This window comes from Oceanospirillum maris DSM 6286 (genome assembly GCF_000422865.1).
GTDB classification, from domain to species: Bacteria; Pseudomonadota; Gammaproteobacteria; order Pseudomonadales; family Halomonadaceae; genus Oceanospirillum; species Oceanospirillum maris.
In genome coordinates this window covers 76,864-92,189 of the sequence record NZ_AUGW01000007.1, presented here as the reverse complement: position 1 = coordinate 92,189, position 15,326 = coordinate 76,864, and the positions used below count along the sequence as shown (strand labels likewise).

Here is a 15,326-nt window from a genome sequence, read left to right as displayed (position 1 = left end):
CGCCATCAATGTTCGGCGGTCTCTTCCATCATTTTGCGTACTTTGTTCATGGCATTTTTCTCAAGCTGACGAATACGTTCAGCAGAAACACCATAAACATCTGCTAGCTCATGTAATGTCGCTTTACTGTCGGTTAGCCAGCGTTGTTGCAAAATAGCCTGACTACGCTCGTCAAGCTGCGACATAGCAAACTGTAAGCGGGAGGAAGAATCTTCAGCCCAGTTAGAGTTTTCTAGCTCTGTGGCAGGGTTAAAGCGATGGTCTTCTAGATAATGCGCCGGTGCTTGGTAGGCGGTATCGTCATCATCGTCGGTATAAGCATCAAATGCAGCATCATGGGCACTAAGGCGACTTTCCATCTGACGGACGGTTTGTGGCTTTACATCAAGGTCTTGTGCAATGGCTTCAACTTCACCATTGTTTAGCCAGCCAAGGCCTTTTTTAGCGCTGCGTAAATTAAAAAAGAGTTTACGCTGAGCTTTAGTCGTAGCCACTTTAACGATACGCCAGTTACGCAGTACGTATTCGTGAATTTCTGCTTTAATCCAGTGAACGGCAAAGGAAACCAGGCGAACGCCAACATTCGGGTCAAAACGCTTAACGGCTTTCATTAAGCCCACGTTGCCTTCTTGAATCAGATCTGCCTGTGGTAAGCCGTAGCCTGAGTAGCTTCTTGCTATATGTACAACAAAGCGTAGATGAGACATAACTAACTGACGAGCAGCATCAAGATCACCGTCATCATATAAACGACGAGCAAGATTTTGCTCCCGTTCAACAGATAAAACAGGGATGCTGTTAGCAATCTGAATATAGGCGTTTAGGTCCTGCCCAGGGGACAGGTGGTCAACGGTTTGTAAGCTAGTATTCATATTACCTCGAAGAAGCAGTTAACAACTGATCTTTGTGAGTTGCGGTTGCAGCAAAAGTTCAATTCTACTAACAATTCTACTAAAGAGTTCAATCAAGAGATTAATATAAAATTTCGTAGATTTTTTGCAAGTACCAGATACGTTAAGCTAGGTAAAGGCAGAGGATTTAATTGATCACCTGCCTTTGTTTGATTATCTAGGTCAATCTTATCTAGGTTCAATCTCACCGAGATGACGACCTACAGCGACCCATGCGCCAAGCCAGCCAAGTACTGTACCGGATATAATAAGCAATAGCGAATCAGCCATTCCTAGCCCTACAAGCTCAAAGCTACTGGAATAGACGCTTGCAAGGGCGCGCACAGGGCCAGATAACCAGATAAGGCTAACATTGATGATGCCCCAAGCCATTAGCCCGCCACCCAAACCGTACCAAATACCGGTATAGAGAAAAGGACGGCGCACAAATGCATTTGTGCCGCCAACCAATTTAACAATAATAATCTCATCGCGACGGCTTTCAATTGCTAAGCGAATGGTATTGCCAACGACCAGTAAAACGGCAATTCCGAGTAGTACCGCTAAGGCAAGTACCATACGTTGAGCCAGCTCCATAATGTAGTACAGGCGTTTGACCCATGCGAGATCTAGCTGAGCTTCATCCACTTCTGGTAGGCTTTGCAGCTCTTGCAACAGTTGCTCCTGCTGATTTATTTTACCGGCAGCAGGGCGTACCACTAGAACGCTGGGCAGAGGGTTGCCATCGAGATAATCGAGTGCTTCCCCAAAGCCTGAGAACTGCTTGAACTCACTCAATGCTTGAGCGCGGGAAACATACTGCACCGAGGCGATATCACTGCGTTGGCGCAAATCATCGGCTAACTGTTCTGATCGCTTCTCGCTCATCTCAAGCTTTAAGAATAGCGACATTTGAGCCGTGCCATCCCAATTGCTCGTGACTAACTGAGCGTTGTTTAGAAAGATATAAAGGCTTGCCGGTAACGCTAAAGCAATAGCCAAAACGGCCCATGTCATCAAACTGGCAAAAGGTGCTTTTACAACACGGCTGAAACTGTCTGATGCCATCAAGCGGTGGTGGCGTAACCAGCTGCTTATTTTTTGATTGGTCTGTACTTTTGCTTCACTGGCTCCTTCCGAATGCGCACGCCGTTGTGTTGGTTTGTGCTGCGGCAAGGGCTTGTGTTTTTGAACCGGCTTATGTTGTGCGCTAGTGCGCGTTACTGGCGCTGTTTTAGGGGTTACGCCACGGCGTGGATGTGATGGTGTGGCACCAACGGCACCTCTTGGAGATGCCCCTAGATTATGGGGTTTGCCTACTTCACTCATAGGGTGCTCCCATCATTAACCAAGTGGCCATCGCTTAAGGTGATCACACGATGACCCATACGTGCAATTAAGCTCAAATCGTGACTGGCGATAACAACGGTAACGCCCACTTCGTTGAACTCTTCGAAGAGGTGCATAATCTCTGAGGATAATTGAGGATCAAGGTTACCTGTTGGCTCATCCGCCAGAAGCAAGGGCGGCTTATTGACTACCGCCCGTGCAATACCTACGCGCTGTTGTTCACCGCCGGATAGCGTAATAGGGTTAAGCTTCTCTTTTTTAAGTAAGCCGACTTTATCCAGTGCAGCTCGAACACGACGACCAATATCGATGGGGTCTGCGCCCTCAATCAATAAAGGTAAAGCGACATTATCGAAGACGGATCGGTCAAATAGCAGTTGGTGGTTCTGGAAAACAACGCCAATGTTGCGACGCAAATAAGGTACTTGGCTGTTGCTCATACGGGATAAGTTTTGGCCTTTGATAAAGACTTGGCCTTGGGAGGCTGTTTCCATCCGCATAATAAGTTTAAGCAGTGTGCTTTTACCGGCCCCAGAGTGGCCTGTTAAGAAACACATCTCGCCTTCAGCGATAGAAAGGTTGAGCTGGCCGAGGGCTTCATACCCGTTCTCGTAGCGTTTACTGACGTTATCGAAGCGGATCATAGCATCCTGCGTTGAATGTTTGGGGAGGCTTTAACACCTCCGGTTTATATCGAAAAGGCTTGTTGATGGGCTATTTTTAATTTAGCTCTCTGTCTGATCAAACAAGGCCTTCGTAAACTGATCGGCATCGAAAGGGCGTAGGTCATCAACCTGTTCGCCAACACCAATATAGCGGATGGGTATCTGCATTTTTTGCGCTAACGCAAATACGATACCGCCTTTGGCTGTACCGTCTAGCTTGGTTAGTGTGATACCTGTGATGCCTACGGCTTCATCAAATAAGCTGGCCTGAGACAGTGCATTCTGCCCCGTACCGGCATCAACAACCAGCATGGTTTCATGGGGTGCTGAGTCATCAAGCTTCTTCATAACGCGGGTGACTTTCTTTAGCTCTTCCATCAGGTTGCTTTTATTCTGTAAGCGACCAGCGGTGTCTGCAATAAGAACATCAATATTACGAGCTTTTGCAGCTTGAATAGCATCAAAGATAACCGATGCGCTATCAGCGCCGGTGTGCTGAGCAATAACGGGAACCTTATTGCGCTCACCCCAAACCTGAAGTTGTTCAACGGCGGCGGCACGAAAGGTATCACCAGCGGCGAGCATGACGCTCTTACCTTCCATTTGATATTTCTTCGCCAGTTTGCCGATAGTCGTTGTTTTACCAACGCCGTTGACCCCTACCATTAAGATCACAAAGGGTGTTTTTTGCTCAGGGAGAACCAATGGTTTGTTGGCAGGCTCTAGCATGTCGCGCAACTCTTCCTGTAGCGCGCCATACAGAGCCTGGGCATCAGACAACTGCTTGCGAGCCACGCGATCAGTTAAACGATCAATAATCTGCGATGTGGCTTCAACGCCAATATCGGCCACCAAAAGCTGTGTTTCTATATCTTCTAGCAGATCATCATCAATCTGTTTTTTACCTAAAAACAGACTGGCTAAACCTTCGCTTAAGTTGGCACGGGTTCGACCTAAACCCTGTTTGATACGGCCAAAAAAGCCAAGTTTCTCTTTTTTTTCCGGCTCTGACGCTGGCACCTGATCCACTGGAGACTCGGGTGCTGTTACCTTAGAAACCTCTACTTCAGAAACCGCTGGCGTAGCGGCAGGTATAGCCTGTGCTTCTGGCTGCGTTGAGGTTGATAGAGCGCTAGGTGACGCAATGCTCTGATCTTTAGCGATGCTCTGGCTTACATCCTGAGTATTAACAGGCTGTTCCTGCACCTGTGAGGTATCTGCTTCAGAAGGTGTTGCTTCTAAAGTACTCGACTCTTGAGGTTGCTCAAGAGGCGCTTCCGGCTGTTCCGGCTGTTTCTTTTTACGCTTAAGGAAGCCAAACATGGGATAGTTTCTGTCTCTGTAGAACGAAAAATGACGGGCGCGATCCCGCCTCTTGTAACGGTCTATCCTACCACTTGTCGTTCACGGGGGGTACAATCCACGGCGTTTTGCCAAGCATCTTTTGTTAACCTTTTGATGTAAACCGGAAAGATGTTGGTGATGTAAACCGAAAAGATATTGGCTTGCTCGATGCTAAATGGCTCCTGTGATGCTGAGTCTTTGAATGATCTGCTCTATTGGGAAGTTTGTTATGCCAAAATCACGACGCTCCGCTGCTCGCCATGCTTCTGTTGGCCGTTCTGTTTCTAGTAGCTCGGTAACAGGGAAAAAAACGGCCTCAGGTAAGAATCAGTTACGTATTGTCGGTGGGGAATGGCGCGGACGTAAACTGCCCTTTCCTGATGGAGAAGGCCTGAGGCCTACCGGCGATCGTATGCGGGAGACACTGTTTAACTGGCTCAACTTTGAGCTATTTGGCCGCAGAGTGCTGGATCTTTTCGCAGGGAGTGGGGCGCTCGGGCTAGAAGCCTTGTCCCGTGGTGCAAAAAGTGCCGTTTTTCTGGATAACCATTCCGGTGTTATTCGTCAAATACGCGAGAACCTAACAACGCTAAAGTGTGAAAATGCCGATGTTGCTCAAGGTGACGCACTAAGCTGGATCGCCTCACAGCACGATGCTTTTGACCTTATCTTTCTTGATCCACCGTTTGGTAAAGGCTTGCTGGCACCGGTGTGTCAGGCCTTGGACGCTCAGGGTGTTATCAATGATCGAGCTCTCATTTACTTAGAGGCAGAGAAGCATTTCGATTTTAGTGATATTCCTTTGGACTGGCAGCTTAAAAAAGAGAAGCGAGCAGGGCAAGTGATCTGCCGCCTGTATCAACGTATTGCTGTGGAAACCCACGATGATTAATAGGGCTGATAATTGATAGCTAGTATCGATGAGTTAGCCGTTAGGGCCAAAGGTTGCCAATAGATGCTCGGTTTCTTCTTGGGTTGCTTCCGTTAAATAAGGCAGCTCAAGGTGGGCCATCTGGTAAACGACTTGGTTGAGTTGCTCTTTGGTTAATTGGTCTTCACGAATCCCCCGTGCAACGCCCAAGTACGTTGTCCAGCTTGTGATAAGAATCCAAACATTAAGCGCCAGTGGTTTTATTTGGTTATCTGGAATGCGCATAAAGCCGGAATCACGCATTCGGATATAAATCTGCTCGGTATTGGCAATGGAGTGATTGGCAAATGCCTGATAGCGGTCTTTCAATATAGGGTCGTTCGCCAACATGCCGACTAAATCACGGTGCATAAAGCGATACTCCCAGATTAGTGCGAGCAGCTTTTCGGTCAGTTGGGCGCGATCTTCTAGGGTAATATCTCTTTCTTTCGGTAAATCAAACAATTCTGCAACAGATTGTTCGTATTGATCAAAAATACGCGCAATAATGTCGGACTTGTTGCGATAGTGATAATAGAGATTGCCCGGAGATATTTTTATATGGGCTGCAATATGGTTGGTTGTAATCGGGCGTTCACCATATTGGTTAAATAGCTCTAACGATGCATGGATGATTCTATCTTTTGTTTTCACGGTCATCTCTCAAGGTTTGAACAGTAAAATGTCGAACTTGAATGTCAGGCTTGATAGTCAGCTGTTCTCTTGTTCTCTCGCCTTCTTTGGGCCAGTAGATTTATTTTTGGGTCAGTAGGTTTTAGCGCTATTAATCAGTTAGCGAGTGCAGTAACCCAATACGTTAGCAGGTACAGATATTACGAATATAGCATTAACAGCAGGATAAATCTGTGATGCAATGCAGGGGATTGATGGTTTCAATAGGACTGTCATCATCTCGACATTTAGAGCCTTCAGGCTATTGAGCCCTTGATAATGGCTAGTCTGTTATCCTTGGACTTTTAGAATATTGAGAATTAGCTATAACCTTATAGCGAGAGAAGTTTGTACAGGTGAGGCAATTTGTTTAACATTCTGCCTCTCCAAAATCCGCGCATAATCAGGAAAATGCGATGACAACGGTAGTTTATCCCGGAACGTTTGACCCTATTACCAATGGTCATACCGATTTGGTAGAGCGTGCAAGTAGGATTTTTGACCGAGTGATTGTGGCTATTGCTGCCAGCCCTCGCAAAAAACCACTGTTGCCTTTGGAGCAACGTGTTGCTTTAGCAGAGTCAATTTTGGCTCAGCATAGTAACGTTGAAATATGCGGATTTGATTGCCTACTGACCGATTTTCTAGAGCAGAAGCAGGCCCGCGTTATTATAAGAGGTCTACGTGCTGTTTCCGATTTCGAGTACGAGTTACAACTTGCTAACTTGAATCGAGCGATGGCTCCGGATGTAGAAAGTATTTTCCTGACGCCGGAAGAGCGTAACTCTTATATCTCATCTACTCTAGTGAGAGAAATTGCTTATCTGGACGGTGACGTGAGCAAGTTTGTGCATCCTGTCGTTAGTCAGGCTCTGAAAGAACACTTTAAAAACGATTAAGCAAGTTAGCTTTTTGACGAGGTAAGCGTTATGGCTTTGATGATTACCGATGAATGCATCAACTGTGATGTATGTGAACCTGAATGTCCTAATGGTGCAATCTCTCAAGGTGACGAGATTTATGAGATCGATCCGAACCTGTGTACAGAATGTGTAGGCCATTATGATGAGCCTCAGTGTGTACTGGTTTGCCCGGTTGAGTGTATTCCTGGCCACCCTGAGCATGTTGAATCAAAAGATGAACTGATGGAAAAATATAATATTATCCAAGCTTCACTCGGTTAACTTTAGTATTTTTCAGAAGAGTGCAGCACTTAGGTGCTGCATTTTTTTTGTCTGCTTTTTGCCTAACACTGACGGCTTAATATTGATTCTCTGATATTGATCGCCTGACCTTAGCCGTCCCTGATGTTAATGGCCGCCTCTGCTAATGAGAGATAACCCTTTGAAAACTGCCTCCATGTATCCGCAAATTTTAGCGCTGGCCGCCCCTATCATTATTTCAAATATTAGCGTGCCTTTGCTGGGGCTGGTGGATACGGCGGTGGTGGGGCATCTTAGTGATTCCGTCTATCTTGCAGGCGTAACCTTGGGCGCAACGCTGTTTAGCTTCCTGTTTTGGGGGTTTGGTTTCTTGCGAATGGGGACAACGGGAGCGGTATCTCAGGCTGCCGGTGCTAACGACTATCAACGAGTGGTGCTGTTATTACGGCAGGGGCTGGTTATGGCGCTAGGGATTGCTGCGGGCTTACTGATCTTTCAAGGGTGGTTGGTTTCAGAGGGCTTGGCTCTATTGGCGGATGATGTCGCGGTGGTCACGCAGGCAAAAAACTATGCGAATATTAGAATATGGTCTGCCCCTGCAGTGTTGGTCAACTATGTGTTGATGGGCTGGTTTTTAGCACAAAAAGACAGCCGCTTTGCCCTTAAAATGCTGCTGCTGGGTAATGGTATCAATATTATGCTCGACCTGTGTTTTGTCGTGCTTTTAGGCTGGCATGTTGAGGGGGTTGCGCTGGCATCGGTTATTGCGGATTACAGTGTTTTGGTGGCAGGCTTGCTGCTTGCTTATCGGCGGTTGATCACTCTCTTGCCGGTAACGGACTGGAGTTTAGGTGGGCTGGATGACTTTCGCGTGTTGTTCAGAGTAAATCGTCAGCTAATGGTGCGTACTTGGTTGCTGCTCGGCTCTATGGCGTATTTTACTGCCCAAGGTGCGGCATTTGGTAGTGATACGTTAGCGGCTAATGCGATATTAATGCAGTTTATCATGATGGCTTCTTACGCTTTAGACGGTTATGCCCATGCTGTTGAGGCTCTGGTGGGGCAAGCAGAAGGTATGAAGGATCGGCTTCTAAGGCACCGTATCGTCGTTTCTGGGGCTGCGTTAAGCGGTTTTACGGTGATTACCATTAGCGGGCTGTATGGCCTTTGGGGACGTGAGCTTGTCGGGGTTATGACTGATATTCCTGAGGTACAGAATCTTGCGCTAACGTATCTGCCTTGGGCGATAGGAGTTCCATTGTTGGCGGCAGGAAGCTACTTGCTTGATGGTGTTTATATCGGTTTGATGCGCAGCGATGTGATGCGTAATGGAATGCTTGTCTCATTTACAGCGTTTTTGGTGGTCGAACAGTTGACGTCCCAGTGGGCTAATCAAGGCCTATGGTTTGCGTTCGCCTGCTTTATGCTACTGCGTTCTTCGGTTATGGCGGTGCATTATTGCTATCGACTTTACCCGTCTTCTCTACGGCCTCGGTGAGGGGAAAACTTACATCTGGCGTGCAACGTGTTCGCAATGGGGTTGAAAATCCGCCACAATAAATAGCTGCCCTTCACGGTGAACGGTTCCCATAATAATCTGAGTTGATTCGTAATTTGGTGGAGATTCTATTGTGTCTTGATCAAAGCCTACAATTGCTTCAACGTTATCAACGACGATACCGCAAAGACCGTCATCAGTTTCAATGGAGATGATTTTTGCATCTTCTGCACTGGGAGCTTGCGGTAGATTCATCAGCTTGCGAGCTGAAATCACGGTTAGAACCTCCCCTCGAATATTCAGAATTCCTTCTACATCATAGGGTGCACCAGGAACCGGCGATGGTTCTTGGAAATTAAGTACCTCTTTGATGGACTCAACTGGATGGGCGTATTTTTCTCCCGCGAGACAAAAACTGATCCATTGGTTGTTCATTTATTCTCCATTTATCTCATTAGAATCACTCAATATGATTAGAGAACTATATAATTTAATAAGGTCAATATCAAAATCGGATCGTGTTTTTTTGTGAGATCCTGTTGCTCTTTGCGGTTGTAGGCGTTAATGCGACTTTTTGGTGCTCTCCAATAGTATGATTTAACAAATAATATATTTAGAGGTATAATCTTTTTCAATTCGAGTAGGCCAGCGCCTACATCACGTATACATCACAGGAGGCAGCTGCTTTTGAATTGGCCGTTAGGCCCAGAAGCTGAACCTAAACAATGAAGAGTCATACGGTAGAAAAAATCGGCGGTACGTCGATGAGCGATTACGCCGCAGTACGAGATAACATCATTTTTCATAAACAAGCCCAGAAAGAAGGGTATCAGAGAATTTTTGTGGTATCTGCGTACGGTGGTGTAACCGACCTCCTCCTAGAGCATAAAAAATCTGACAAAACAGGCGTTTATTCCTCCTTTGCAGGTGCAGAGGATGGCAGCGTCTGGCGGCAAAAAATAGCTCAGCTACGGGCTAAGTTATTCGCCATTAATGAAGAACTTTTTGAAGACACGCCGCTATGCCAGCGAGCAAATGCCTTTATCGGTGAACGCTTGGATGAAACAGAGCAAACCCTCAATGATTTAGAGCGGGTTTGTGAGCACGGACATTTTGCTTTAAACGACCATCTAATTACCGTGCGCGAAATGTTGGCCAGCCTTGGTGAAGCTCACAGCGCTTGGAATATGGCAGAACTGCTAAAGCGTGATGGCATTAATACGGTCTTTGTCGATTTAACCGGATGGAATGCAGAAAAACACCTATTGCTAGATGCTCGTATAGAGAACGCTTTTAAAGATATTGATTTAGCGACTTGCCTACCTATTGCAACAGGTTATGCCCACTGCACCGAAGGGCTGATGAAAAGCTTTAATCGGGGTTATAGCGAGATGGTTTTCAGCCGTATTGCGGTATTAACTGATGCCCGTGAAGCGATCATCCATAAAGAGTATCACCTGAGCAGCGCAGACCCACGGCTTGTGGGTATTGGTAATGCCGTGCCTATTGGTCGAACCAACTATGATGTTGCGGACCAACTGGCTAACTTAGGAATGGAAGCTATCCACCCGAAGGCCGCAAAAGGTTTGCGCCAGAAATGCCTGCCATTGCGTGTTATGAACACCTTTGAACCGGATCATGCCGGTACTTTGATTACGGTTGAATATGTGAGTGAGAAGCCTTCGGTAGAAATTATTGCCGGACGACAGAATGTCTACGCTCTGGAATTTTTCGATCAAGATATGATGGGAAGTATGAGTCGCTATGGCCGTGATCTGCTGGGTATTATCGAGCGCTTTAAAGTGCCGCTTATCTCAAAGCACAATAATGCGAACACCTTAACGCATTACCTTGTTTCTAATTTGAAAAATATCAAACGTATGCAGAATGCGATTCAAGAGCTGTTTCCTAATTGCGAAATGAGACTGCAGAAAGTTTCGATTGTCTCCGCTATTGGTAGTGATATGCAGGTCCCCGGCATCCTTGCTAAAACGGTTAACGCCCTAGCTGCGGCTAATATCAGCGTGTTGGCTTTACAGCAATCAATGCGCCAGGTTGATATTCAGTTTATTGTTTCCGACGATGACTATGATCTTGCGGTACAAAGCCTGCACCGCAGCCTGATTGAAGTCCATGATCATGGCGAAGCAATTTGTGCGGCCTAACGTTTTGTAAGCAGTGATTGCTAGGTCGTTGTAAATAGTGATTGTTAGGTAATTGTTGTTATGCAATTGTTGTTATGCAAAAAATGGCGGTATCACAGGTTGTGTCCGTCATTTCTGTCATTGATTGTTTGATATCCAGTGTTTTTAGCTGCTTTTAGGCTAAGATAGATTAAAGGCGGTTGTTTAAATTCCCTTTAAAATCAATGGGTAAGAGTTTGATTGTTTACAGCTTTTAGATTTTGGCACTGCTGTTGCAATAGCTTAAGTAGATGTAAGACGTCGATATAATCGATATTAATTAAGCTAGAGTAGGAGTGACCAAAATGGCTGAATCTCACGATTATGAAACAATTGGTGTTGGTGCAACTTTGCTAATGGCTGCTGGTGGCTTGGTTATGGGTATCTTGCCTGTGTTAATGCAAGTTTATTTATTGCTGGAATAAATTGGCAGCTTAAGGTTGATGCTCTGTATCAGAAGTTCAAGAATAGCCTCGCTTAGTCGAGGCTATTTTTTTGTTTTTTTAATCAAAAGATTGATGTTTTGGAAAGAATGCTGAAAGGTTGTTGGTATAGATTCTAAAGATGGAATAGATTCTAAGGAAAGTAGGTAAGAGTGACTTTGTCTCATTAAGCTCAGTAACATAATATCGACTTAACCGTAGGTTTTACCCTGATCTGGGTTAAGATTATAAAAATAACAATTTTGGAGCAAGCTGGATGAGTGGAATGCCAGTGCAGATAGGGATTCGAGCCAAGCTTGTAGCCCTCTTTTTACTAATTAAAGTAATTCCTTTGGTTTTGTTAGCACTATTAGCATGGCAAGGGGTTATTTATCTTGGTGAGCGCCTTAATAACGAAACTCGGCAACTGAACGAAGAGGTTCGCTTAACCGTTAAGGATATGGGGGATACCTTTAGTGTTGGCGCTGAAAAGGCGCTTAACGATCGTGCTAGAGAGGAGTTAGAGCGGCTGACGACAGATACTGCGCGTAAGGTTGCAGACTTTCTCTATCAGAGAGATCAGGATGTATTGCTGGCGGCTTCCTTACCTATCACAGAAGCAAGTCTCAGAAGCTTTATTCAGCAGCGAAAAAGTAGGATCGTTGATACTGGTGATTGGCAGTTATCCGATGATGGTAGTCAATGGCTACCGGTAAAGCCAGCCGCTACGATTGAGCATAATGTTCAATCAAGTAATATTGAAAACCAGCAAGATTTCCACTACCGCCCACCAGAATTTGTCCAAGCTAAAAAGCTGATCCCACTATTCCATGAGATTACTTTTGTAGGCCTAGATGGTAAAGAGCAGCTAAAAGTACAAAGCTCTAACGTACTGCCTAGTGGCCTAAAAGATGTTTCTAAGCGAGAGAATACTTACAGTAAAGCAGAAACCTATTTTGAGGATCTTAAAAAACTAAAGGCGGGTGATATTTATGTCTCCGAAGTGATCGGCCCCTATGTACCATCTCGGATTCTTGGAATGGCAACTCCAGGTGCAGCAGCTAAACGCAATATCGAATTTACACCGGAAAATGAAGCCTACGCAGGCCGAGAAAACCCAGTTGGTAAAAAATTCCAAGGCATTATTCGTTGGGCAACCCCAGTTGTTCGTAACGGCAAGAAAATAGGCTACATCACGTTAGCCCTTAATCATGATCATATTCTAGCGTTTACCGATAATCTCAAGCCAACCGATAAACGATATGATGTTATTGCCGATGCGAGTAGCGGTAACTACGCTTTTATATGGGACTATAAAGATCGCAATATAGCGCACCCGCGCCACCACTCTATTGTTGGTTTTAATTCTGAAACCGGTGTTAGGGCAACCCCTTGGTTGGAAAGCAGTCTCTATAACGGTTGGCAAGCTAGCGGTCAGCCTCTATGGGATTATTTAGAAAAAGTGCCTGCGTTTGATCATCAAACCCGCGATAAAAAGCCCGCCAAAGAATTGATTAAGCAGGGTTATCTGGGCTTGGATTGCCATTATTTGAACTTCGCCCCTCAGTGTAAAGGCTGGAATGATCTTACCAAAACCGGCGGGTCCGGCTCCTTTTTGATCCATTGGACAGGGGTTTGGAAGCTCACCACGGCTGCAACCATTCCCTATTACACCGGCCTTTATGGCAACACCCCAAGGGGATTTGGCTTTGTCACCATTGGCGCTAATATTGATGATTTTCAGCTTCCTGCTAAAGAAACCGCCGCGCGGATGGAAGTTAAGCTAGATGAATTCACCGGCCACCTGAGTCAACGACAGAAAGAACTCAGTGCATTGATCCGTGATATTACGCAAGATGTTGCGGTTAAAATTACACTATCGACCATTATTATGATCGTTTTGGTGGTGATTATTGCGGTTTGGATGGCTTCTTCGATTACAGGCATGGTGCGCCTTTTTAGTGCTGGTCTAGGTAAAATTGAACAAGGTGATTACGGTTTTCGTTTTACCTTAGAGCGCAAGGACGAGCTAGGACAGCTTAGTAACGCTTTAAACGGCATGGCAGACAGCGTTCAAGCATCCTTTGAATTATCCGATCAAGCTCGACAGGCTGCAGAACAGGCCAGCCAAATGAAGAGTGACTTTTTGGCACGAATGTCCCATGAGTTACGCACGCCACTAAACGGCATTATGGGTTTTGCAGAGATACTGCAGCTTGATGAGAAGGACCCTGAAACCAAAGAGTACGCCGATATTATTCACGGTAGCGGTCGACATCTACTCCATCTGGTTGATGATATTTTAGACCTTGCGAAAATGGATGCAGGGCAACTAACACTAACACCCCATGAGATAAGCATCGGACAATGGCTTGAAGGCTTTATCAATAGCCATAAAGGCAGCGCAGTAAAAAAAGGGCTGAACCTTAAACTGCAGCTGAATCAGATCGCACCAGAAACTCATCTCTATATTGATGATACTCGCCTACGACAAGTGCTAAACAACCTAGTCGGAAACGCTATTAAGTTCACGTCACAAGGCACTGTCCTGCTTGAGGTTTCAGAAAACGAAACAAGCATGATCTTTGATGTAAAAGATGATGGTGAAGGCATCCCTAAAGAAGCCCATGAGTGGATCTTTGAAGCCTTCCGCCAAGCAACAGAGTTTGTAAATCGTAGTTACGGTGGCACAGGGCTGGGGTTAAGTATTGTGAGTGAACTTTGTCATGTGATGGGGGGCGAGATTGAGCTTGTTTCCTCCGAGTTAGGTGTTGGTAGTCATTTCCGTGTCACCTTGCCAAAGGTTGATGGGCCTCAAGCTTAAACCTCGATTGAAACCATCTAAAAGATGGCGGCGCTCCAATTGATTATAGCCTGCGTAAAAGTATCAAAGCAGCTATTAGGATACGTCGCCATGACAACTAACTTGAAGCAACTCCGTAAACTCTCGAAAATTGATAAGGTTATTATCCACTCTCTAGAGAGTTCTCTTTATCAGGTCTCTGTGTTGGTGGATGGGCAAGAACACTATGTCGAAAGTGATGATGGTAAATTATTACGCAGTCATCATAAACTTGGCTTGCAGACGTTATTTGCTGAACTACCCGTTGAACGCACCGTCTTACGCCATAAAAGCGCTTACGACGAGATGGTTGGCCAGCCAGTGAGCCAAGGCGATAATTTTCTAGAGGTATCCCTAGGGAATAGTGAGATCGGCCACTAATGCGGAAGCCCACTGTCCAACCAGAATCAGACTTTTTATAGCCACGGTAACTTCTTGTTTAGAGAGGAAAAACGCCATAAACCCCCACAAAACTACCGTAAATGGTAAGAGGTGAGGGTATGAAAATGGGTGGCCGGAGGAGTTATACTTAAGGATTGTTAGGACTTGCCGACAGTGTGAAGGGAGTCAAAATAGTAGTGATTCATTGCCGCCTTTTTTTCCGTTTTCAGTCTGCTGCACCTAGGTCGATTATTTATATCTGGATGAATAGCGAGAGAACCCAGAGGAAAGCAGGGAGCAAAACGGATATGTACACAGTGCTTGGCAAGTTGCTGAATAGGGGTGATGTACCCGTCAGCTACAAAGAGCTGTTGAAACAATCAAGGCCAATGCAGAAGCCAAATTAAAAAATTACCCCTCAATTTAAGGTCGTATATTTCGAATACTTATAAGATTAAGGCTATCACAGGAAAGGTTGATATAAAGGTACAAAAACAAAAAAGGCCCAGCTGTTTCCAGCTGGGCCTTCGATGTTTGGTGGAGGCGGGGGGAATTGAACCCTCGTAACACCCCAGTAAATATGGGCTTTTTTAGCATTATCAATAAGTTAAAGCCAGCTCTGATATGTTGTACTTGGTTCTAATCTGCTTTGCGTTCTCCCTTTGTTCACCCAAATCACCCAAACAAAAAGCCGCCCAGTTCAGGGCGGCTTTTTTGTGCCTGAGATTTACTTAGATAGTACTTGATAACGCATCTGCGATTGTGTATGCCAGCTCTGCATTTTCAACGCCTACCGCGCCTAACAGACCAATAAACACACCACGCAAACCCCATTTTTTCCAGTCAACATTTTTCAAGTTTTATTCTCCAATTGCTCAATTCTATAATCCATCACCGGCAGTACGGTTGTAATACCCTGCAGTGTGACGGTGTTCCAGCCCATGACGCCCAGTAACACGGCCAACATGATGCTATTCAGATTATTACTTGTTTGAGTGCTCACCGG

General features: G+C 45.6%; 16 protein-coding genes. 8 read left to right on the top strand and 8 right to left on the bottom strand.

What is annotated here, in order from left to right; translation table 11 throughout:
* Positions 1-5 precede the first annotated feature (5 nt).
* From rpoH to ftsY, 4 genes are all read right to left on the bottom strand, one after another.
* Positions 6-872, bottom strand: a complete 867-nt coding sequence (rpoH, locus tag G517_RS0101985) for an RNA polymerase sigma factor RpoH (RefSeq protein ID WP_028303000.1) — start codon at positions 870-872, stop codon at positions 6-8.
* A 207-nt stretch (positions 873-1,079) separates the two neighbouring features.
* Entirely contained in the window at positions 1,080-2,219 is a 1,140-nt protein-coding gene (ftsX, locus tag G517_RS0101980; RefSeq protein WP_084632017.1) for a permease-like cell division protein FtsX, read from the bottom strand.
* The gene (gene ftsE, locus G517_RS0101975; RefSeq protein WP_028302998.1) at positions 2,216-2,884 is read right to left on the bottom strand and encodes a cell division ATP-binding protein FtsE; all 669 of its coding nucleotides are present in this window, start codon (positions 2,882-2,884) and stop codon (positions 2,216-2,218) included. The genes ftsX and ftsE overlap by 4 nt, the downstream gene beginning before the upstream one ends.
* Positions 2,885-2,965: 81 nt before the next feature.
* Positions 2,966-4,228 carry a signal recognition particle-docking protein FtsY gene (gene ftsY, locus G517_RS0101970; protein ID WP_028302997.1) on the bottom strand — a complete coding sequence of 421 codons (1,263 nt, stop codon included), beginning with the start codon at positions 4,226-4,228 and terminating at the stop codon, positions 2,966-2,968.
* 250 nt (positions 4,229-4,478) lie between these two features.
* On the opposite strand from ftsY, the gene rsmD reads away from it, so the two are divergent.
* Complete coding sequence (gene rsmD / locus G517_RS0101965; RefSeq protein WP_028302996.1) at positions 4,479-5,141, top strand: 16S rRNA (guanine(966)-N(2))-methyltransferase RsmD; 663 nt, start codon at positions 4,479-4,481, stop codon at positions 5,139-5,141.
* 33 nt (positions 5,142-5,174) lie between these two features.
* On the opposite strand, the gene G517_RS0101960 is transcribed toward rsmD, so the two are convergent.
* Entirely contained in the window at positions 5,175-5,813 is a 639-nt protein-coding gene (locus G517_RS0101960; protein WP_169447896.1) for a TetR/AcrR family transcriptional regulator, read from the bottom strand.
* 434 nt (positions 5,814-6,247) lie between these two features.
* On the opposite strand from G517_RS0101960, the gene coaD reads away from it, so the two are divergent.
* From coaD to G517_RS0101945, 3 genes are all read left to right on the top strand, one after another.
* Positions 6,248-6,730, top strand: coding sequence for a pantetheine-phosphate adenylyltransferase (gene coaD, locus G517_RS0101955; protein ID WP_028302994.1), 483 nt, complete (start codon positions 6,248-6,250; stop codon positions 6,728-6,730).
* A gap of 30 nt (positions 6,731-6,760) precedes the next feature.
* Positions 6,761-7,015: a YfhL family 4Fe-4S dicluster ferredoxin gene (locus G517_RS0101950; protein WP_028302993.1), complete on the top strand. Its 255-nt coding sequence runs from the start codon at positions 6,761-6,763 to the stop codon at positions 7,013-7,015.
* A gap of 160 nt (positions 7,016-7,175) precedes the next feature.
* Positions 7,176-8,492, top strand: a complete 1,317-nt coding sequence (locus G517_RS0101945; RefSeq protein ID WP_245543168.1) for an MATE family efflux transporter — start codon at positions 7,176-7,178, stop codon at positions 8,490-8,492.
* A 9-nt stretch (positions 8,493-8,501) separates the two neighbouring features.
* Here G517_RS0101945 and G517_RS17390 read toward each other — a convergent pair whose 3' ends face one another.
* Positions 8,502-8,927: a chemotaxis protein CheW gene (locus G517_RS17390; RefSeq protein WP_051205868.1), complete on the bottom strand. Its 426-nt coding sequence runs from the start codon at positions 8,925-8,927 to the stop codon at positions 8,502-8,504.
* Positions 8,928-9,217: 290 nt separating this feature from the next.
* On the opposite strand from G517_RS17390, the gene G517_RS0101935 reads away from it, so the two are divergent.
* The 4 genes from G517_RS0101935 (at position 9,218) to G517_RS21330 (ending at position 14,727) form a co-directional block, all read left to right on the top strand.
* The gene (locus tag G517_RS0101935; protein WP_028302991.1) at positions 9,218-10,657 is read left to right on the top strand and encodes an aspartate kinase; all 1,440 of its coding nucleotides are present in this window, start codon (positions 9,218-9,220) and stop codon (positions 10,655-10,657) included.
* 717 nt (positions 10,658-11,374) lie between these two features.
* Positions 11,375-13,921, top strand: a complete 2,547-nt coding sequence (locus G517_RS0101925) for a sensor histidine kinase (RefSeq protein WP_211224219.1) — start codon at positions 11,375-11,377, stop codon at positions 13,919-13,921.
* 90 nt (positions 13,922-14,011) lie between these two features.
* A complete protein-coding gene (locus G517_RS0101920) occupies positions 14,012-14,320 on the top strand; it encodes a DUF6482 family protein (RefSeq protein ID WP_028302989.1) in 309 nt (102 codons plus the stop codon).
* A gap of 176 nt (positions 14,321-14,496) precedes the next feature.
* Positions 14,497-14,727 (top strand): type II toxin-antitoxin system YhaV family toxin, encoded by a 231-nt coding sequence (locus tag G517_RS21330; RefSeq protein ID WP_425413767.1) that lies wholly within the window; start codon positions 14,497-14,499, stop codon positions 14,725-14,727.
* Positions 14,728-15,051: 324 nt separating this feature from the next.
* On the opposite strand, the gene G517_RS21175 is transcribed toward G517_RS21330, so the two are convergent.
* Together G517_RS21175 and G517_RS20680 are read right to left on the bottom strand one after the other, a co-directional pair.
* Complete coding sequence (locus G517_RS21175) at positions 15,052-15,177, bottom strand: hypothetical protein (RefSeq protein WP_281167487.1); 126 nt, start codon at positions 15,175-15,177, stop codon at positions 15,052-15,054.
* Positions 15,174-15,323: a hypothetical protein gene (locus G517_RS20680; RefSeq protein WP_157833133.1), complete on the bottom strand. Its 150-nt coding sequence runs from the start codon at positions 15,321-15,323 to the stop codon at positions 15,174-15,176. The genes G517_RS21175 and G517_RS20680 overlap by 4 nt, the downstream gene beginning before the upstream one ends.
* Positions 15,324-15,326 lie beyond the last annotated feature (3 nt).

Bases quoted from the DNA above. Each gene is read 5' to 3' on its own strand.
- rpoH (WP_028303000.1), bottom strand. From the start codon at position 872: ATGAATACTAGCTTACAAACCGTTGACCACCTGTCCCCTGGGCAGGAC.
- ftsX (WP_084632017.1), bottom strand. From the start codon at position 2,219: ATGAGTGAAGTAGGCAAACCCCATAATCTAGGGGCATCTCCAAGAGGT.
- ftsE (WP_028302998.1), bottom strand. From the start codon at position 2,884: ATGATCCGCTTCGATAACGTCAGTAAACGCTACGAGAACGGGTATGAA.
- ftsY (WP_028302997.1), bottom strand. From the start codon at position 4,228: ATGTTTGGCTTCCTTAAGCGTAAAAAGAAACAGCCGGAACAGCCGGAA.
- rsmD (WP_028302996.1), top strand. From the start codon at position 4,479: ATGCCAAAATCACGACGCTCCGCTGCTCGCCATGCTTCTGTTGGCCGT.
- coaD (WP_028302994.1), top strand. From the start codon at position 6,248: ATGACAACGGTAGTTTATCCCGGAACGTTTGACCCTATTACCAATGGT.
- G517_RS0101950 (WP_028302993.1), top strand. From the start codon at position 6,761: ATGGCTTTGATGATTACCGATGAATGCATCAACTGTGATGTATGTGAA.
- G517_RS17390 (WP_051205868.1), bottom strand. From the start codon at position 8,927: ATGAACAACCAATGGATCAGTTTTTGTCTCGCGGGAGAAAAATACGCC.
- G517_RS0101935 (WP_028302991.1), top strand. From the start codon at position 9,218: ATGAAGAGTCATACGGTAGAAAAAATCGGCGGTACGTCGATGAGCGAT.
- G517_RS0101925 (WP_211224219.1), top strand. From the start codon at position 11,375: ATGAGTGGAATGCCAGTGCAGATAGGGATTCGAGCCAAGCTTGTAGCC.
- G517_RS0101920 (WP_028302989.1), top strand. From the start codon at position 14,012: ATGACAACTAACTTGAAGCAACTCCGTAAACTCTCGAAAATTGATAAG.